We start from the raw sequence: 18,674 nt of genomic DNA, 5'->3' as shown, positions 1-18,674 counted from the left end.
AGTGTAACCAACCGGCCGCCACTGCTGTCAGTGACGACCGGCGTGTCCGGATCAGGCGTCGGCGAGCACGCCGGGCTGGGCCTGGCCTTCGCGCACGAACGGGAACTTGACCACGCGCACCGGCACCTGCCGGCCACGGATGTCGACGGTGACCTGGCCCAGTTCACCGGCGGGTACGCGGGCAAAGGCGATGCCCTTGGCCAGGGTCGGCGAGAAGGTGCCGGACAGGATCTCGCCCTGGCCGCTGGCCGTGGTCACTGCCTGGCCATGGCGCAGCACGCCCTTCTCGTCCATCACCAGGCCGATCATCTGGCGCGCGGTGCCTGCGTTCTTCTGCGCTTCCAGCACGTCGCGGCCGATGAAGTCGCGGCCTTCGTCCAGCGACACGGTCCAGGCCAGCGCCGCTTCGTACGGGCTGATCTCTTCGTCCATGTCCTGGCCATACAGGTTCATGCCAGCTTCCAGGCGCAACGTGTCGCGTGCGCCGAGACCGGCCGGCTTCACGCCCGCCGCCAGCAGGCGGTTCCAGAACGCGACCACCGCGTCCTGCGGCAGCAGGATTTCGAAGCCGTCTTCGCCGGTGTAACCGGTGCGGGCGACGAACAGCTCGACGCCGTCGTCGGACTGCACCTGCAGGGCGGCGAAGCGGCCCAGCTTGGTCAGCGCCTCGCGCTCGGATTCGCGGGCCAGGCCGATCACGATCGCGCGCGCCTGCGGGCCCTGCACGGCCAGGATGGCCAGGTCCGGGCGCTGCTCGACGCTGACGCCGAACGGCGCGGCCTGCTCGCGCAGCCAGGCCAGGTCCTTTTCGCGGGTGGAGGCGTTGACCACCATGCGGAAGAAATCGTCGCCCAGGTAGTAGACGATCAGGTCGTCGATGACGCCGCCGCGCGGATTCAGCATGCACGAGTACAGCGCCTTGCCGGTGACCTTCAGCTTGTCGACCGAGTTGGCCAGCAGGCGGCGCAGGAACGGCTTGACCTGGTCACCGCGCAGGTCGACCACGGTCATGTGGCTGACGTCGAACACACCCGACTCGCGACGCACGAGGTGGTGCTCGTCCAGCTGCGAGCCGTAGTGGATGGGCATGTCCCAACCCCCGAAATCGACCATCTTGGCGCCAAGGGCGCGGTGGGTATCGTTGAGCAGCGTCTTCTGGGTCATGACCGGGTCCGGCAGCAGAGGAAACAAGAATGCCCATTATCCCAGATCGGTCGCCCGCAGGCGTGCCGCAGCGCAGCGGCCATCTGCAAGCACACCTCATGCGACCGCGCCCGCTGGCCTTGACGACCCGCGGACGCGGCCAAACCACCGCAGCCTCAGCCCTGGGCCACCGCCTCGACCACCAGCACCGTGCCCTGCACGCTGCGCACCCGCACCCACGTACCTGCAGGCAACTCCGGGCCGCTGACCTGCCAGTACGCGTCGTCGATGCTGACCCGGCCCTGCCCACCAACGATACCCTGCTGCAACGGCACCACCCGTCCGACCAGTTGTTCGGCGCGGCGGTTGAGCAACGGTGCATCGCTGGGTCGCGCCCTTGCCTTGCCCCAGCGCCGGTAGCACTGGATCGAGACAACGCTCAGCACGACGAAGGCAACGACCTGCCACAGCAATGGAATGCCGCTGAACACCGCAACCAGTACGAACACCGCCGCCGCGCCAATGCCGATCCACAGCATGAACGCCCCGGGCGCCAACGCCTCGGCGGCAAACAGCAGCAGCGCCAGCGCGCCCCAACCGACGACTTCCCAGCGCATGTCAGCCTCCGAGCGGCGGCGGCCGCTTGCCCGCGGCCTTGTTGTCCTGGCTGGCCAGCGCCTGCTTCGCCAGTTCGGCCACGCCGGCGATCGAACCGATCACGCCACTGGCCTCCATCGGCATCAGCACCAGCTTCTGGTTCGGCGAACTGGCCAGCTCCTTGAACGCTTCCACGTACTTCTGCGCAACAAAGTAGTTGATCGCCTGCACGTCGCCCTCGGCAATCGCCGCCGACACCACCTTGGTCGCCATCGCTTCGGCCTCGGCCAGGCGCTCGCGCGCCTCGGCATCGCGGAACGCGGCTTCGCGACGGCCTTCGGCCTCCAGCACGGTGGCCTGCTTTTCGCCATCGGCGCGCAGGATCTCCGACTGGCGGGAACCCTCTGCCTCTAGAATCTGCGCGCGCTTCTCGCGCTCGGCCTTCATCTGCCGCGCCATCGCATCCAGCAGGTCGCGCGGCGGCTGGATGTCGCGGATCTCGATGCGGTTGACCTTCACACCCCACGGGTTGGTGGCATGGTCGACCACGCTCAGCAGCTGGGCATTGATCACCTCGCGCTGGCTGAGCGATTCATCCAGGTCCATCGAACCGATCACGGTACGGATGTTGGTCTGCACCAGGGCGATCATCGCCACTTCCAGGTTGGCCACCTCATAGGCCGCCTTGGCGGCATCCAGGACCTGGAAGAACACCACGCCGTCCACGCGCACGGCGGCGTTGTCCTTGGTGATCACTTCCTGGCTGGGTACATCCAGCACCTGCTCCATCATGTTCACCTTGCGCCCGACCCCGTACACGATCGGAATCAGGAAGTGCAGGCCGGGGGTCATGGTGTGCGTGTAGCGCCCGAAGCGCTCGACGGTCCACTCGTAGCCCTGCGGCACCATCCGTACCGCCTTGAACAGGATCACCACGGCCACGAAGGCCAGCACCACGGTAAAGAACATGGTCGGGAACATCTTGCTTTCCTTATCTATGACGTCCAGGCCCCAGCATAGCGCGTGAAGGCCGCATTCACAGCGGAGCTACCAGGGCATGCGCCCGCGCAGGATGTCGGCGAACATCACCCAGTCGCCCATGAACGAGTACAGCGGGTGCTGGAATGTCGCCGGGCGGTTCTTCTCGAAAAAGAAGTGACCGACCCAGGCGAAGCCGTAACCGCAGACCAGGGCGGCCAGCACGAGGATGGCTTGCCCGCGCAGGATTGCCGCCGCAACCAGCAGCAACACCCCGCAGCTGCCGATTAAGTGCAGCCGGCGCGATACCGGGTGGCGATGCTCGCTGAGGTAGAACGGATAGAACTCGCGGAAGCTGGCGAAGCGGGACATGCGCGTGCTCCGGGAACCAGGGGCGTCGCCATCATGCACCATCGCTGACCTTGTGGCGCCGAGCCATGCCCGGCTTGCGCGCGCCAGCGCGGTCGGAAGGAGGCGCAGCCACGCACGGCCCGGCGCTACCCTGATGAGGTGCGCGGCCCGAACATGATCACCGCCATGCCGGCCAGGCACAGCGCAGCGCCCAGCAGGTCCCAGCGGCTGGGGCGGATGCCGTCGACCAGCCACAACCAGAACAGCGCGGTGCCGATGTACACGCCACCGTAGGCCGCATAGACCCGCCCACTGGCGGCCGGGTGCAGGGTCAACAGCCACGCGAACAGGGCCAGGCTGGCCGCGGCCGGCAACAACAACCAGACGCTGCCGCCCTTGCGCAGCCATACCCAGGGCAGGTAGCAGCCGACGATCTCGGCCAGCGCGGTCAGCAGGAACAGGCCCAGCGTCTTCACGCTTTCTCCGCCGCCTTGGCCTGCTGCCACAACGCTTCCTGCGCATCCAGGCCCATCGCAGCCAGCGCCCCACCCTGCGCGTCGGCCTGCGCTTCCATCGCGCGGAAGCGGCGTTCGAACTTGTGGTTGGCCCCGCGCAGCGCCGCACCCAGGTCGATGTCGGCATGGCGCGCCAGGTTGGCGCAGACGAACAGCAGGTCGCCCAGTTCTTCCTGCAGCCGCGCCTTGTTGCCGGCGATATCGCCGCGTTCGAACTCCTCGCGCAGTTCCTGCAGTTCCTCGGCCGCCTTGTCCAGCACCGGCAACGGGCCGGGCCAGTCGAAGCCGACCTTGGCCGCACGCGACTGCAGCTTCACCGCCCGCTGCCATTCCGGCAGCCCGCGCGAAATGCCGGCCAGCGCGGAGGTGTCCTGCTCGCCCTTGGCGGCACGCTCGGCACGCTTGATCGCATCCCAGTTGCGCGTCACGCCTTCGGCATCGTCGACGCTCACGTCGGCGAACACGTGCGGGTGACGGCGCTGCATCTTGTCGCTGATCGCGCGTGCGACCTCGGCGAAGGCAAAGGCCCCCTGCTCTTCGGCCATGCGCGCATGGAACACCACCTGCAGCAGCAGGTCGCCCAGCTCGTCACAGAGATCGTCGAGATCGCCACGGTCGATCGCATCGGCCACCTCGTAGGCTTCCTCGATGGTGTACGGCGCGATGGTTGCGAAGTTCTGCTCCAGATCCCACGGGCAGCCGCCCTGCGGGTCGCGCAGGCGCGCCATGATCGCCAGCAGGCGCTCCAGCTCGTGGGCGGCGGCGCTGCCGGTGGTGGGGGTGTCGTGCGCGCTCATGCGGCCTCCAGGGTCAGTCGGACAACCAGTCGCGCCACGGCAGGCTGGTATCACCAAGGGCAATGAAATCGCCGTTCAACAGGGTTTCGCGGCGGTTGTAGCGGAACGGCTTGCCGGTCGCAGCCGACAGTACCGCACCGCCGGCGGCGTGCAGTACGCACTGGCCGGCGGCGGTATCCCATTCGGAGGTCGGGCCCAGCCGCGGATAGACATCCAGGCCACCTTCGGCGATCCGGCAGAATTTCAGCGACGAGCCCTGCGCGATGGTCTCGATGCGGCCCATCCTCGCCAGCAGCGCCTCGGTTTCCGGCGAGCGGTGCGAGCGGCTGGCGGCGACGCGCAGCGGGGCGGTGGCCGGCGTGCGGGTGCGCAGCACGGTGTCGTGCAGGCCCTGCCGGCGATAGGCCAGCTCGCCACGCATGGCATGCCAGACGATGCCGGTCACCGGGGCCAACACCACGCCGAAGGCAGGTGCGCCCTGGTAGATCAGCGCGATGTTGACGCTGAACTCGCCATTGCGCTTGACGAACTCGCGGGTGCCGTCGAGCGGATCCACCAGCCAGTACGCGCCCCAGTGGCGGCGGTGCTCCCACGGCACCTGCGCCGATTCCTCCGACAGGATCGGCAGGTCCGGGGTCAGCTGGCGCAGGCCCAGTTCGATGACCTGGTTGGCGGCCAGGTCGGCGGCGGTGACCGGGCTGTCGTCGTCCTTGATCTGCACCTCGAAGCCATCGGCGTACACCTGCATGATGGCCTGTCCGGCTTCCTGGGCGATGGCGATGGCGGTCTCGCGCAGGTCCGTGGTCAGTTTGATCATCGCGTTCCCTGCAGCCACTGGCGAGCGATGAACAGCGCCGCCAGCGAGCGTCCCTCGGAGAAGTCCTCGCGCAGCATCAGCTGGTCCAGTTCGGCCAGCTTCCACGGCACCACCTCGAGTTCTTCCGGCTCGTCGCCGGCCAGCTTTTCCGGATACAGGTCGCGTGCCACCACCAGCCACGACTGATGGCTCATGTAGGTGGGGGCCAGGGTCATCGCGCGCAGCACGTCGACCCGGCGTGCACCGTACCCGGCCTCTTCCTTCAGCTCGCGGTCGGCGGCCTGCCCGGGGGTTTCGCCGGCGTCGATCCGGCCTTTGACCAGGCCCAGTTCATAGCGGTGCATGCCGGCGGCGTATTCACGAACCAGCAGCACCGTCTCGTCATCGAGCATCGGCACCACCACCACCGCACCATGGCCACGGCTGACCAGGCGTTCGAAGCGGCGGCGTTCACCGTTGGAGAACTCCAGGTCCAGGTGCTGGCGCTGGAAGGGGCCGTTCTCCTCATCGGTGATCCGATGGATGATCGGCAAGCGCCGGCCGGCACGGTCATCGTTCATGCGGAATCTCCGCGGCGGCCGGCGCCAGCGCCGGGGCCGATAGAATGTGCAGGCAGCAACATGTTCATGAGCCCGAAATGCTAGCAGACCCAACCCCCTCCCCGCTGGCCCAGCACTGGCGGCAACGCGACCTGCAGGTGCTGTGGCATCCGTGCACGCAGATGCGTGAGCACCCGCATACCCTGCCGCTGGTGCCGATCGCCCGTGGTGAAGGCGCATGGCTGATCGACCACGACGGCAACCGCTATCTGGACGCCGTCAGCAGCTGGTGGACCAATCTGTTCGGCCATGCCGAGCCGCGCATCGGCGGCGCCATCGCGGCGCAGGCCGGGCAGCTGGAACAGGTGATGCTGGCTGGCTTCGGCCATGAGCCGGCGATCACCCTGGCCGAGCGCCTGCTGGCGCTGGCGCCACGCCAGCCCGGCCGCGAGCCGCTGGCCAAGGTGTTCTACGCCGACAACGGCTCGGCCGGCGTTGAAGTCGCGCTGAAGATGGCCTTCCAGTATTTCCAGAACCGCGGCGAGCCACGGCGCACGCGCTTCATCGCGCTGGAGAACGGCTACCACGGCGAGACCCTTGGAGCGCTGGCGATGGCGGACATTCCGCTGTACCGCCGCGTCTACGCGCCGCTGCTGGCCGAAGGCCTGTTCGCGCCCTCGCCCGATGCCTACCTGGCCGAGCCGGGCCAGAGTGCGGCTGATCGCGCACGCCAGGCCGCTGATGGTCTGGCCACCCTGTTTGACCAGCATCCCGGCGAGATCTGCGCGGTGATCCTGGAGCCGCGCCTGCAGTGCGCCGGCGGCATGCGCATGCATGACCCGGTGTACCTGCAGCGGGTGCGCGAACTGTGTGATGCGCACGGCGCATTCATGATCGCCGACGAGATCGCCACCGGCTTCGGCCGCACCGGCACCCTGTTCGCCTGCGAGCAGGCCGGGGTGATGCCGGACCTGATGTGCCTGTCCAAGGGCCTGACCGGCGGCTTCCTGCCGCTTGCCGCGGTGCTGGCCACGCAGGCGCTGTACGACGCCTTCCTTGATGACTCTCGCGAGCGCGCCTTCCTGCATTCGCACAGTTACACCGGCAACCCGCTGGCCTGTGCGGCTGCGCTGGCGACGCTGGACATCTTCCGCGACGACGATGTGATCGCCCGCAACCGTGGCATCGCCTCGGTGATGGGCGCGCTGGCTGCGCCATTGAGCGACCATCCGCACGTGGCCGACGTCCGCCAGGCCGGCATGGTGGTGGCCTTCGAGCTGTCGCGTGATGGCAACAAGCGCACGCCGTTCGATCCGGCGCTGCGACTGGGCCTGCACGCCTACAAGGCTGCGCTGAAACGTGGCGTGGTGCTGCGTCCGCTGGGCGACGTGCTGTACTGGATGCCACCCTACTGCGTGGATGACGAACAACTGGAGCTGCTGGCACATACCACGCTGGCGGCGATTGACGAGGCGATTGCATGCGCGTGACCCGCTGCCCCATCGACCTGGCGCTGCACAGCGGCCAGACCGTGACCCTGCCGGAAGAGACGGCCAACCATCTGGTGCGGGTGATGCGCCTGCGCGAGGGTGATACCTGCGTGCTGTTCAACGGCGATGGCCACGACTACAGCGCCACGCTGACTGCCGCCGGCAAGCGCGAGGTGCAGGTGCGCATCGATGCGGTGCAGGCGGTGGACAACGAATCGCCGCTGGCGATCACTCTGCTGCAGGGCATTGCCCGAGGCGAGAAGATGGACCTGATCCTGCAGAAGGCCACCGAGCTGGGCGTGAGCGCCATCGTTCCGGTGAATGCCGAGCGCACCGAAGTGAAGCTGGATGCCGCGCGCGCGGAGAAGCGCGTAGCGCACTGGAACAACGTGGTGACCTCGGCCTGCGGCCAGTCCGGGCGCGCGCGCATTCCGCAGGTGGGCTCGCCGGTGTCATTGGCGCAGGCGGCGGCGACGCTGCCGGCCGATACGCTGCGGCTGACGCTGGACCCGCACGGTGCCCATCGCCTGTCGACGCTCGACGCGGCGCCGACGGGCGGCATCGTGATCGCGATCGGCCCGGAAGGCGGCTGGTCGCCGCGCGACCGGGATCAGCTGGCAGCGGCAGGATTCCAAGGCCTGCAGCTCGGCCCGCGCATCCTGCGCACGGAGACGGCCGGCCTGGCCGCGATCGCGGCATTGCAGGCGCGGTTGGGCGACCTGGGGTAAGGTTGATTGGTGGTAGTGCCGGCCGCTGGCCGGCATCCAAGGGATCATGAGGTTGCCGGCCAGCGGCCGGCACTACCGGGAACCCGACCGGCGGATTGCCGATCAGGCCGCCAGCGAATCCAGCGCGGCTTCCAGCGCATCCAGGTTCGGCAGCAGCGCGCTCTGCTCACCCAGCAGCACGCGCATGTGCACGATCTGCGGCAGGGTTTCCTCGGAAGCATCGGCCAGCAGGCCATCGCGCGGCACCGAGATCAACTGCGGGAAATTCTGCGTCAGCAGCGCGTAGTACGGGCGCTGCGCGTTGCCGCTGAGGGCCTTCAGCACGACGACCTTGTTGTGGCCGCCCACGGCTTCCTCGCCCAGGCCGGAAAGGCGCGCGAACGACACCAGCGGCACCTGCCAGCCGTGCCAGCCGATTTCGCCGACCAGCCAGCGCGGGGCGTCGGAAACCGGCTGCACCGGCACCCGCGACATCATTTCGGCCACGGTGGCATTGGGCAGCAGCACGCGCTCGTTGCCGGCCTGGATCAGGACGCCGCGGATTTCGTCATTGCTGGCATAGCTCATGGTGCCTCTCCGTTATCGTCTTCCACGCCCCAGCGCGAGGCGATGGCCTGCGCCAGTTCCTGTGGCTCACCCGCCACCATGCCAGCGGCGACCACCGCCGTGGCTGCGGCAGGGTCATAGCAGCCCTCGCCGACCTGCCCGGCCACCCAGGCACCGGCGGCGGCCAGATCCAGCGCCGGACCCACATGCGCAAGGTCGGCGCCGCTGAGCAGGACCAGCGCAGTGTGGTCGGCCGGCAGCCCGGCAATCGAAATGCCTTGCGCGTCGCTGACGAAATACAGGCCGTCGCTGGCTGCCTGCACGCCGATGTCATCGGCCAGCACGTGCACTTCACCGGGTGTTGCACGCTGGCCGGCTTCGGCCAGCTGCACCGGCAGCGGCGACACCCGTGCCATCTGCTTGACCAGGTTGCCGTAGCGGCCACCGTCCAGGCGCATGTGCACCAGCACCGGCACGCTCAGCGACGACGGCAGCGCACCGAGCAGGCGGCGCAGCGCATCCGGGCCACCAATGCCGGCCAGCACCAGCAGCGAGCCGGCACGTGCGCCCGCAGGCGCCGCAGTGTCCAGGTCCACCAGGCTGAGGTGATCGGTATCGAAGGACGGCAGCGGGGCTTCCATCGCGGCGCTGTACCCGGTGGCTGCGGGTGCGTCTGCTACGTCCTCGACCAGTGACCACGCGGTGTGGTCGAAGGACACCGGCGGCGTTGCCGGTGCGGCAACCGGCTGCATCGGCGCTGCCTCCAGCGGCTCCGGCACCACCGGCTGCAGCGCGGCCAGTGCCTGCTCCAGCGCGATCGGTTCGTGCAGGTGCGCCGGTGGCGCATACAGGCTGTCCGCCGGTACCTCGTCGGCCCAGCTCAATGCCTGGTCCAGATGCGGCTGGAGCGCTTCTTCCCGTGGTGCCGGCGGCGGTGCCGGGTGGCCCGGTTCCAGCTGCAGGGCGGGTTCGTCTTCCGCACCCGGCGGCAGCACCTGCTGGTGGCCGTGCAGCTTGGCGGCCAGATGGCGGCCCCAGCGCTGTGCCTCCCAGCCATCACGGCGCGCCGCCAGCTCGGCTTCGTCGAAGACCAGGGTCAGGCCTGGTGCGGACAGCACCGCTTCAAGCCGCTCCAGAGCATCCTCGATGGCCGCTTCCAGCGCGATCACCACGAACTGTGGACGCGCGTCCTGCAGCAGCTGCGGCTCCAGGCCGTTGGGGTCGTCTTCCAGCACCAGCTGCACATCGGCATGCGACAACGCCTCGCGCAGGCGCTCGCGCGCCGCGCCAGGACGGGCCAGCAGGGCGACGGCCGGGGCCGCCTGGGCTTCACTCACGGACACGGGCGATCCCCAGCAGGTCGTACACGTTACGCATCAGGTCCAGCTCCTGGTACGGCTTGCCCAGGTAGCGCTGCACACCGATCTCGAAGGCGCGCTGGCGGTGCTTGTCGCCGCTGCGCGAGGTGATCATCACGATCGGCACGTCCTTGTAGCGCGGGTCGGCACGCATCGCGGTGGCCAGCTCGTAACCATCCATGCGCGGCATCTCGATGTCCAGCAGCATCAGGTCGGGCACGCGTTCTTCCAGGCGCTCCAGTGCTTCCACGCCGTCGCGGGCGACGCTGACCTCGAAGTTGTGGCGTTCGAGGATGCGCCCGGTCACCTTGCGCATGGTCAGCGAATCGTCCACCACCATCACCAGCGGCACCTGGCGCTCCTGGCGTGGCGCGTTGGCCAGCACCGGCAGCGTCGGGTTGGCGAGGAAGCGGCGCACCAGCGGCGCGACGTCCAGGATCACCACCACGCGGCCATCGCCGGTGATGGTTGCACCGTAGATGCCCGGCACCGACGCGATCTGCAGGCCGACCGGCTTGACCACGATTTCGCGGTTGCCCAGCACCTGGTCGATCGCCACGGCGGCACGCAGGTCACCAGCACGGACCAGCAGCAGCGGTACCTGGTCCTGGCCATCGGCACGCGCCGGGGCCTGCCCGACCAGGCTGCCGAGGTCGTACAGCGGATAGTCCTCGCCGCTGTAGCGATAGCTGCTGTCGGCCGCTTCGAAACGCTCGCGCGACAGGCGGCCGATGCCACTGACCGATGCGACCGGCACCGCAAAGGTGGTTTCGCCGATCTGCACGAACACCGCCTGGGTGACCGCCAGCGTCTGCGGCAGGCGCAGGGTGAAGCGCACGCCCTGGCCCCGCACTGACTGGATATCGACCGAACCGCCCAGCTGGCGCACTTCGTTGCGCACCACGTCCATGCCCACGCCACGGCCTGCCAGCTGGCTGACCTGGTCAGCGGTGGTGAAACCAGAGGCGAAGATCAGGTTGTCCAGTTCCTGCTCGTTCGGCTGCGCATCGGCAGCCAGCAGGCCACGGTCGATGGCGCGGCGGCGGATCGCCTCGCGGTCCAGGCCGGCGCCGTCGTCGGCCACTTCCAGCACGATTTCCGAGCCTTCGCGGTGCAGGCGGATGGCGATCTCGCCCTCCTCCGGCTTGCCGGCGGCGCGGCGCTGTTCCGGCGCCTCCAGGCCATGCGCCACGGAGTTGCGCAGCATGTGTTCCAGCGGCGCGACCATGCGGTCGAGGACGTTGCGGTCCAGTTCGCCGTGGGTACCTTCCAGGGTCAGGTGGACCTGCTTGCCGGTATCCATGCCGGACTGGCGGACCACGCGGCGCAGGCGCGGCACCAGACCGTCGAACGGCACCATGCGCGCGCGCATCAGGCCATCCTGCAGTTCCGAGCTCACGCGCGACTGCTGCTGCAGCAGGGAGTCGTACTGGCGCGACAGATCGTCCAGGACGCCCTGCAGGCCGCCAAGGTCGGCGGCGGACTCGTTCAGCGCACGGCTGAGCTGCTGCAGGGTGGAGAAACGGTCCAGTTCCAGCGGATCGAACTTCTGGTCCGCCTGGTCCTGCTCGCGCTGGTAGCGGGCGACGATCTGCGCCTCGGTTTCCAGGTCAAGTCGGCGCAGCTGGTCGCGCAGTCGCGCATTGGTGCGCTCCAGTTCGGCCATGGCACCACGGAAGGCACCCAGCTGCTGTTCCAGACGCGAGCGATAGATCGCCACTTCACCGGCATGGTTGACCAGGCGGTCGAGCAGGTCGGCGCGCACCCGCACCTGCTCCTGCTGCGGACGCGCCAGCGGATCTTCGTCGGCCACGCCTTCGGCCGGCAGTGGTGCCGACAGCGGGGCATCGGCCGGCGTCGTCAGCGGGCCCACAGCCTGTGCCGGCACGGCCTCGGCCTCGCTGGCCGCACGCGCGGCCGCAGCGGCCGCCGCGATATCGGTGGTGGTGCGGACCTCGAAGGCCTCCACCAGGTCCTGTGCAGGCGCCACCACGCGGTGGGCACCGGTCCGCGTCAGCAGCTGGTGCAGGCGGTCGAAGCCGCGCTCCAGCAGCTGCACGTCGCGGCGTTCGATCTCGGTGCGGCCGGCCGCCACGGCTTCCAGCAGGGATTCGATGCTGTGGCCAAGATCGCCGATGGCATTGATGCCGGCCATGCGTGCGCCACCCTTCAGGGTGTGCAGGTCACGCTGCAGGCCGGCCAGCACCTCGCGATCCTGCGGCGCATTGCGAAGCTCGCTGATCAGGCCATCGCAGTGGTCGAGCAGGTCCTTGCCTTCCTCGACGAAGATGTCGACCAGTTCGCGGTCGTACACACTGAAGTCGAGCGCATCGGCGCCATCCGCGGTGTCTTCCAGGGTGGAGGCTTCATCGTGGAGCGGCGCCCGCTCTCCGGCGTCGGCCTCGGCAGGTTCGGCATCGGTGTTGGCCGTGCCCTGCCCCGGCGCTTCTTCCAGTTCGAAGAACCGCACCGGCTCGGCGGTGGCCTGCAGTGCTTCGGCAGCGCTCACCTCGTTCACCGTCGCCGGGGACGGCTGATCGGCGCTCTCTCCTTCGCCGACCGCCGCCTCCCCGCCGACGTCCGCATCCTCGGCAAAGGCTTCCGCCTCGCCCGGCGCGAGTTCGCTGGCCTGGAGGCCGAGCACGGGCCATTGCCCGTCGTCGTCCAGGGTCTGCTCGTCTTCGATCACGTGCAGGCCGGCCTCGAGCGCGGCTGCCAGCGTGACCGGTTCTGCAAAACCCGGCGCAGCCATTTCATCCTGCAGGCTCGACAGCCCGCTGTCGAGTGGCAGTGCAGCAGCGGCGTCGTCGAGGCTGGCGTCGGCATCGCCCAGATCAGCGGACATCGACGTATTCAGGTCGATTGCGTCAACCTCCGCGGACACCGGCATCTCATCGGCGTCGCGGTCATCCACCGGCAGCGCGCGGGCGTCGAGGTAGGGCGACAGATCGTCGGCCATGGTCAGATCAGCGTCGTCGACCGTCGTGATCGTGGGCACGGCATCTGCTTCGGCCACTTCGACAACAGGCGCACTCTCGACCGGCTGGATCGATTCAATCGCGCCGGTGTCCGCCACGGCAGGTTCACCTTCGCCCGGCGCCGACGGCCAGCCGGCGTCGAAGTAACGCGAAAGATCGTCGCTGGCGGTCAGCTCGCCCACGTCCAGGCCGCTGTCGGCCGCGATGTCCAGCGTCTGCGGGTCGGTTGCAGCTGGAACCGGTTCCAGCGCATCTTCGGCAAGCGGCTGCGGCTCGGCAATGAGATCGGGCGCCACATCGAAAGCGGACGCCATGCTGGTTTCGTCCAGCGTGTCCAGCCCGGCCAGCGGCGCTTCGGCTTCGGATGCCTGCCCGGCATCAGGCGCCAGCTCGATGCCCTCTTCATCCTCGTCCTCCAGCCCGACCATCGGCCAGCGCGCTTCCGGCAGTTCACCGGCCAGCGCCTGCAGGCGCTGTACCAGCGCTTCCTGTGGCGTGATGCGCGGCTGCTCGGCCTGCAGCGCTTCCATGGTCGCGGTGATCGCCTGCGCGGTCGCATCCAGCGCGGCCACGCCCTCGTCGCCCGGTACCACGTCTGCAGCCAGCGCGCGCTTGATGTAGGACTCGGCACCGCCGGTAACGGCAGTGATTTCCGGCACTTCGGTCATCGCGAAGGCGCCGTTCATGGTGTGCACCGCGCGCAACAGCGCGTCGCTGACCGGCTGCGGCGCCTGCTGTGCCAAGCGCAGCCAGTCCTGCAGGGTCGCCTGGTGGACTTCCACTTCGGCTTCCAGGATCTCGCGCAGCACGCTGTCGATGTTGGCCGGCGTGCCCAATGCTTCGGGCGCCGGGTCCGCATCGGCTTCAGCCTGCACCGACGCCAATGCTTCGGCTTCGAGGATGCGGCTGATCTCGTCCTCGCCATCGGCTTCGACCACCGGCGCGGCGGGAGCGGCCGCAACCGGCAGCGGTACGTAATAGGTTTCCTCACCCGCGCCGACGCGATCGGCAATGGCCTGCATCGCCTGCAGGTCCACGCTGATCCGCTGGCCATGACGCAACGCGGCGTTCAGCTGCGGCAGCGCGGCATGCGCGTTGTCGACCATGGCCAGCACGGCTGGCGTCGCCGGGCGGCTGCCGTCGAGCACGCGGTTGAGCATGCCCTCGATCTTCCACGCAAATTCGCCCAGGGTGCGTGCACCGACCAGTCGGCCACTGCCCTTGAGCGTATGGAAGATGCGGCGGATGGGACGCAGACGGTCCATGTTGTCCGGCTGCATGCGCCATGCCGGCAGCAACGTTCCGAGGTTGGCCAGTTCGTCGTCGAACTCTTCCAGGAACACCTCGCGGATGTCCTCGTCGATGTTCTCGGCATCGTCGTCGAAGCCGGCCTCGAAGCCGGCGTCTGCATCTTCCGCGCTGCCCACGGCGACTGGCGCTTCCGCATCGGCCGGCGTCGGGGTCGCCTGCGGATTGAAGTCTGCGGCGGCAGCGCTCAGCTCGGCAAAGAACTGCGCGTCGGCTTCGCTGAAATCAATCGGTGCGATGGTGTCGATGTCGATCATCGACACCGCCGCTGCCGGCACATCGGCAAGCGGTGCGGGCGCTTGCACCGGCACATCCACGGGGGTGATGTCCGGCTCTGCGGCAGCCGGGCTCTCTTCCACCACCGCAGGGGCAGTGGCATCGACGCTCTCCAGCGACGGATGCAGCCCGGCAGCGTCCTCCAGCGACAATGCCTCCATCGCATGCAGCGACAACACGTCGTCGGCATTGTCCAGCGCATCGGCATCGAAACGGAACACGACGTCGTCACTTGCAGAAACCGCGTCATGTTCGGCGGCCACCGGGTCGAACCCCGGTGCGGCATGCGCGCCGGTCTCGATGGACAGCGAGGCGTCGGCGGCGTCCTCTACGTCCAGGCCGGTTGTCGCATTGGACTGCACTGGCAGAGCCGCCTCTGACAGTGTCCACTGGGTGGCGGCGCCCTGCCCTGCATCGAGCTGTTCGAAACTGACCGGATCGAAGCTGGCAAACGTCGGACTGCGCTCATCGTCCGCTGGAGCGAGCGGATCGGTCTCAGGATGGAACGGTGCCAGATCCCATTGCGGGACCTCGGGTGCAGGTGCACTGGAGGCGGCAAAGACCAGCGGTGCATCCGACTCGTCGCGCAGCGACAGCGGCGCGGAGGCGACGGATCCCAGCCCACCGAACATCAAGCTGTTGTCCGCCGCTGCCGGCAAAGGCGTGGCCGGTGGCGGATCGAAGGTGAAGTCCGGCAGCGGTACCGGCACCTCACCGGGTGCCGGCGCGGCCGACTGTACCGGGATCTCGATGTGCTCTGGCTGCAGTGCCTCGCCCTGCAGCACGACCGGCTCACGCTCGATCGACTGCGGCACGGACGCTGCCGGCTCAGCCGCATCGTGGTTTGGCAACGGCCAGTAGCGCAGCGCCTCAAGGCTGCTGCGGGTGATGTCGAGGATGTCCTCGCGACCCGGACGACGGTCGCGCAGGGCTTCCAGGTAGTACTCCAGGCTGGCCATGGCGTCGGCCAGCGTGTCCAGCTGGCGGCCACTCGGCACGCGCTGGCGACCGATCAGCTCGGCTTCGATGTACTGCTGCACACCGCGCAGGTAATCGGCGGCGGTACCCAGGTCGAGCATGCGCAGCGCACCGGACACATCGCCCAGCAGGCGCGGCACGTCGTGCAGCTCGGCATGGTTCCAGCTGGTTTCAATGAACGCGACGAAGTGCTCGCGCGCGGCGGCGAAGTTGGCGATGGCCTCGTGCGCCAGCACCTCTACCGTGCGCCGGTTCTCCACTGCGCTCGGATCGTCCTGGCCACTGCCGCCGGCGCCCAGGTGGGCGACCTGGTCATCCAGCGACGCATCCACGTAGAGCAGCGCCCCGGCGATATCCAGCAACAGGTTTTCGTCGATCTGCTGGCGGCCCTCGACCACGCCACGCAGGGCATCACGTTGCTGCACGACCACGCCGCGGGCCACGCCCAGGCCCATCATGCCCAGCGTATCGGCGACCGCACCGAGCTCGTTGGCCTGGGTCTGCAGCTGCTCCGGCGCACCGCCGGTACGCAGGTGCAGGTCCAGCGCATCCTTGATGCGCAGCAGTTCTTCCTTCACTGCACTGCCCACGGTATCGAGCAGCTCGCGGTTGCGCCCGCTCAGGCTGCCACGGGCATGGTCCAGCTCGGCCTCGGTGGCGGTGATGCTGTCCGGTGCGAATGCCAGCAGCACGCTGTCATGCACGCCCTCTTCGCCACGCGCGGCACGGATCTCGTTCAGCAGCGGCATCAGCACGATCGGGATGTCACGGTGACCGTTCTGCAGGCGCTCCAGGTAATCGGGCAGCAGCACGCTGCCACGCATCAGGGTCGCGCAGGCTTCATCCCGATCGGCCACGCCACCGGCGCCGATGGCATTGGCCAGCTGTTCCAGCTCCTCGGCCACCATGGCCGGGGCGTACAGCTCGACCATGCGCAGGGTGCCCTGCACCTGGTGCAGGTAGCCGGCGCAGATGCGCATGCGGCTGGCGTCGGTCGGGTCTTCCGCGTAGTACTCGACTTCGTTGCGCACCTGGCGCAGGGTCTCGTCCAGCTCGGGCTTGACCCAGCCCAGCGCTGCGTGGCTCATCGCATCGCGCAGACTGCTCATGGACGCGCTCCGTTCGCCGCCGCGCGGAAGCCGCGCGAGTTCTGGCGTGGGGAATGGAAATGCTTCATCGACTGGTTCCTTGCTCGCCGCCCTGCCCGCGTCACGCCGGCAGCTTGAAGTCGGCGACCGAACGACGCAGGTCGGCCGCCAGCTGCGCGAGGTGGCCGATCGATTCGGCGGTCTGCCCGGCACCCTGCGAGGTCTGGCCGGTGATCTGCCGGATCACGCCCATGGTGCGGGTGATGTCCGAGGCCGCAGCCGACTGCTGCTGGGCGGCGATGGAGATGTTCTTGATGAGGGTGTTCAGTGCATTGGACACCCGCTCGATCTCGGTCAGCGCGGTGCCGGCATCCTCGGCCAGGCGTGCACCGGACACCACTTCGGCGGTGGTCTGTTCCATCGAGGTGACCGCTTCGTTGGTATCGGCCTGAATGGCCTGCACCAGGTTCTCGATGCGTCGGGTCGCGCCGGAGGTACGTTCTGCCAGGCGCTGCACTTCGTCGGCCACGACCGCGAAACCGCGGCCCGCTTCACCTGCCGAGGCCGCCTGGACCGCTGCGTTCAACGCCAGGATGTTGGTCTGTTCGGAAATGTCGTTGATCAGTTCCACGATCGAGCCGATTTCCTGCGACGACTCACCCAGGCGCTTGATGCGCTTGGAGGTTTCCTGGATCTGGTCACGGATCTGGTCCATGCCTTGGATGGTCTCGCGCACCACGCCGGCACCTTCGGCGGCGATCACCACCGAACGTTGTGCCACGTCGGCCGACTCGGCCGAGTTGCGCGACACCTGTTCGATGCTCGCCGCGATTTCGCCGATGCGGTCCGACGCCGAGGTGATCTGGTTGGCCTGGTGGCCCGCCGCCTCTGCCAGCTGCATGGCGGTAGCCTGGGTTTCCTGGGTGGACAGCGCGACCTTGGCCGAGGTGTCGTTGATGGTGGTCACCAGGTGGCGCAGCTCGTCGACGGCGTAGTTGATCGCGTCGGCGATGGCGCCGGTCATGTCCTCGGTCACCGAGGCCTTCACCGTCAGGTCGCCCTCACCCAGCGAGGAGATTTCGTCCAGCAGCCGCATGATCGCCTGCTGGTTGCGGCTGTTGAATTCCACCTGGGTCTGGTAGCGCAGTTCCTGCTCGCGCGAGCGGCTGCGCACGTTGGTGGAAACGAAGCCGATGATCGCGATCAGCGACAGCGCACCGGATACCACACCGATCCAGAAGTTCGGGAACAGGCGGGTGTCAGACACCGAGCCGAACGAAGAGAACGCATCGAACAGCTTGCGGCTGTCATCCAGCATGTGGGCCGAACCCTGGCCCAGCGCGGTGGCGGCGGACTGCGCCGCGAACAGCTGGCGCGAGCTGGCCAGGATCGCGTCAGCGTCCTGCTTCATCGCTTCCCACTTCTGCTGCGACTGCTCCAGTGCGGCGACGGCGGCGGCACCGCGCACGGCGGTGATGCCCAGTTCCTCGTTGCCGTTGCGCAGGCCGTCGAGCACCTGCGAGAACACGGTGATGTCGCGTGCCAGTGCATCGCCGGACGTCGCTGCGGCGCTGCCACCGGCGCGCATTTCGGTCACGCGACGGGCCATCGAGCCAGCCACCACGACCTGCTGCAGTGCGCTGTACACCTGCGACGACGGCGCGCCGGAGGCCGACATCGCACGCACCAGCTCGTTCAGCTGGGCCTGCAGGCCCGGCACCGCACCGGTGAAGTTGTTGGCGTTGCCAGCCAGCGCCAGCACCGCCGGTTCACTGGCGACCAGCTGCCCGGCCTGCTTGCCCAGCGGCGCCCAGGTCTCGCCCAGGGTGGCGATGGCACCGGACACGCCCGGCTCCTTGCCGTAGCGCCCCTGCAGTGTCGACACGTTCTGTTCGATCGCGTTGCGGGTCGCCTTGAAGGCGGTGAACGCCTGCGCGTTGCCGCCCACCGCGTCACGGCCCTGGTTGGCCAGCTGCTGCGACAGCACCTGCAGGTCGGCCGCCTTGGAACCGGCATCGGCCAGGCGACTGCCCTGCCAGGTGGCGACGCCGGTGTTGACGCCGAACAGGATCATCGATGCCAGCAGCAGGAACAGCCAGAGGTTGCTGCCGCCCAGCCGCAGCTTGCCGGTCTTGGTGGCGTCCGAAGCAGTACTCATCGTTCAACCTCGATCTTCAATGCAGGGGG

Annotated in this window: 14 protein-coding genes; 2 read left to right on the top strand and 12 right to left on the bottom strand. The window is 68.4% G+C overall.

Features of this window, described 5'->3' with window-relative positions:
- Window positions 1–51: 51 nt before the first annotated feature.
- The 8 genes from gcvT to nudE all read right to left on the bottom strand — a co-directional run bounded on the left by gcvT (window position 52) and on the right by nudE (window position 5,758).
- Window positions 52–1,164, bottom strand: coding sequence for a glycine cleavage system aminomethyltransferase GcvT (gene gcvT, locus AC5P60_RS17775; RefSeq protein WP_483693813.1), 1,113 nt, complete (start codon window positions 1,162–1,164; stop codon window positions 52–54).
- Window positions 1,165–1,319: 155 nt separating this feature from the next.
- Complete coding sequence (locus tag AC5P60_RS17770; protein WP_005410703.1) at window positions 1,320–1,760, bottom strand: NfeD family protein; 441 nt, start codon at window positions 1,758–1,760, stop codon at window positions 1,320–1,322.
- 1 nt (window position 1,761) lies between these two features.
- On the bottom strand, window positions 1,762–2,721 hold the full coding sequence (locus AC5P60_RS17765) for an SPFH domain-containing protein (protein ID WP_005410704.1): 960 nt from the start codon (window positions 2,719–2,721) through the stop codon (window positions 1,762–1,764).
- 66 nt (window positions 2,722–2,787) lie between these two features.
- The gene (locus AC5P60_RS17760) at window positions 2,788–3,090 is read right to left on the bottom strand and encodes an Mpo1-like protein (RefSeq protein ID WP_483693814.1); all 303 of its coding nucleotides are present in this window, start codon (window positions 3,088–3,090) and stop codon (window positions 2,788–2,790) included.
- A gap of 125 nt (window positions 3,091–3,215) precedes the next feature.
- The gene (locus AC5P60_RS17755; protein WP_033833430.1) at window positions 3,216–3,545 is read right to left on the bottom strand and encodes a YnfA family protein; all 330 of its coding nucleotides are present in this window, start codon (window positions 3,543–3,545) and stop codon (window positions 3,216–3,218) included.
- Window positions 3,542–4,381, bottom strand: coding sequence for a nucleoside triphosphate pyrophosphohydrolase (gene mazG, locus AC5P60_RS17750; protein ID WP_483693815.1), 840 nt, complete (start codon window positions 4,379–4,381; stop codon window positions 3,542–3,544). The genes AC5P60_RS17755 and mazG overlap by 4 nt, the downstream gene beginning before the upstream one ends.
- A 13-nt stretch (window positions 4,382–4,394) precedes the next feature.
- A complete protein-coding gene (gene cysQ, locus AC5P60_RS17745) occupies window positions 4,395–5,198 on the bottom strand; it encodes a 3'(2'),5'-bisphosphate nucleotidase CysQ (RefSeq protein WP_005410708.1) in 804 nt (267 codons plus the stop codon).
- Entirely contained in the window at window positions 5,195–5,758 is a 564-nt protein-coding gene (gene nudE, locus AC5P60_RS17740; protein WP_033833433.1) for an ADP compounds hydrolase NudE, read from the bottom strand. The genes cysQ and nudE overlap by 4 nt, the downstream gene beginning before the upstream one ends.
- A gap of 77 nt (window positions 5,759–5,835) precedes the next feature.
- Between nudE and bioA the strand changes: the two genes are divergently transcribed.
- Both bioA and AC5P60_RS17730 read left to right on the top strand, forming a co-directional pair.
- Window positions 5,836–7,227, top strand: a complete 1,392-nt coding sequence (bioA, locus tag AC5P60_RS17735) for an adenosylmethionine--8-amino-7-oxononanoate transaminase (RefSeq protein ID WP_033833434.1) — start codon at window positions 5,836–5,838, stop codon at window positions 7,225–7,227.
- Window positions 7,218–7,955 (top strand): 16S rRNA (uracil(1498)-N(3))-methyltransferase, encoded by a 738-nt coding sequence (locus tag AC5P60_RS17730; protein ID WP_005414248.1) that lies wholly within the window; start codon window positions 7,218–7,220, stop codon window positions 7,953–7,955. Before bioA ends, AC5P60_RS17730 begins: the two co-directional genes overlap by 10 nt.
- Window positions 7,956–8,057: 102 nt before the next feature.
- On the opposite strand, the gene AC5P60_RS17725 is transcribed toward AC5P60_RS17730, so the two are convergent.
- From AC5P60_RS17725 to AC5P60_RS17710, 4 genes are all read right to left on the bottom strand, one after another.
- On the bottom strand, window positions 8,058–8,522 hold the full coding sequence (locus tag AC5P60_RS17725; RefSeq protein WP_005410712.1) for a chemotaxis protein CheW: 465 nt from the start codon (window positions 8,520–8,522) through the stop codon (window positions 8,058–8,060).
- Window positions 8,519–9,844: a chemotaxis protein CheB gene (locus AC5P60_RS17720; RefSeq protein ID WP_049459284.1), complete on the bottom strand. Its 1,326-nt coding sequence runs from the start codon at window positions 9,842–9,844 to the stop codon at window positions 8,519–8,521. Before AC5P60_RS17720 ends, AC5P60_RS17725 begins: the two co-directional genes overlap by 4 nt.
- Window positions 9,831–16,508, bottom strand: coding sequence for an Hpt domain-containing protein (locus AC5P60_RS17715; protein ID WP_495201792.1), 6,678 nt, complete (start codon window positions 16,506–16,508; stop codon window positions 9,831–9,833). Before AC5P60_RS17715 ends, AC5P60_RS17720 begins: the two co-directional genes overlap by 14 nt.
- A 100-nt stretch (window positions 16,509–16,608) precedes the next feature.
- A complete protein-coding gene (locus tag AC5P60_RS17710) occupies window positions 16,609–18,645 on the bottom strand; it encodes a methyl-accepting chemotaxis protein (protein ID WP_005410715.1) in 2,037 nt (678 codons plus the stop codon).
- Between the last annotated feature and the right edge of the window lie 29 nt (window positions 18,646–18,674).

Source organism: Stenotrophomonas sp. YJH_SMC_120 (assembly GCF_059368675.1).
Note: the sequence above shows the minus strand (reverse complement) of the source record. Positions and strands in the feature narration are given on the sequence as shown.

Bases quoted from the DNA above. Each gene is read 5' to 3' on its own strand.
- AC5P60_RS17710 (WP_005410715.1), bottom strand. From the start codon at position 18,645: ATGAGTACTGCTTCGGACGCCACCAAGACCGGCAAGCTGCGGCTGGGC.
- gcvT (WP_483693813.1), bottom strand. From the start codon at position 1,164: ATGACCCAGAAGACGCTGCTCAACGATACCCACCGCGCCCTTGGCGCC.
- AC5P60_RS17725 (WP_005410712.1), bottom strand. From the start codon at position 8,522: ATGAGCTATGCCAGCAATGACGAAATCCGCGGCGTCCTGATCCAGGCC.
- AC5P60_RS17730 (WP_005414248.1), top strand. From the start codon at position 7,218: ATGCGCGTGACCCGCTGCCCCATCGACCTGGCGCTGCACAGCGGCCAG.
- nudE (WP_033833433.1), bottom strand. From the start codon at position 5,758: ATGAACGATGACCGTGCCGGCCGGCGCTTGCCGATCATCCATCGGATC.
- AC5P60_RS17765 (WP_005410704.1), bottom strand. From the start codon at position 2,721: ATGTTCCCGACCATGTTCTTTACCGTGGTGCTGGCCTTCGTGGCCGTG.
- bioA (WP_033833434.1), top strand. From the start codon at position 5,836: ATGCTAGCAGACCCAACCCCCTCCCCGCTGGCCCAGCACTGGCGGCAA.
- mazG (WP_483693815.1), bottom strand. From the start codon at position 4,381: ATGAGCGCGCACGACACCCCCACCACCGGCAGCGCCGCCGCCCACGAG.
- AC5P60_RS17715 (WP_495201792.1), bottom strand. From the start codon at position 16,508: ATGAGCAGTCTGCGCGATGCGATGAGCCACGCAGCGCTGGGCTGGGTC.
- AC5P60_RS17770 (WP_005410703.1), bottom strand. From the start codon at position 1,760: ATGCGCTGGGAAGTCGTCGGTTGGGGCGCGCTGGCGCTGCTGCTGTTT.
- AC5P60_RS17760 (WP_483693814.1), bottom strand. From the start codon at position 3,090: ATGTCCCGCTTCGCCAGCTTCCGCGAGTTCTATCCGTTCTACCTCAGC.
- cysQ (WP_005410708.1), bottom strand. From the start codon at position 5,198: ATGATCAAACTGACCACGGACCTGCGCGAGACCGCCATCGCCATCGCC.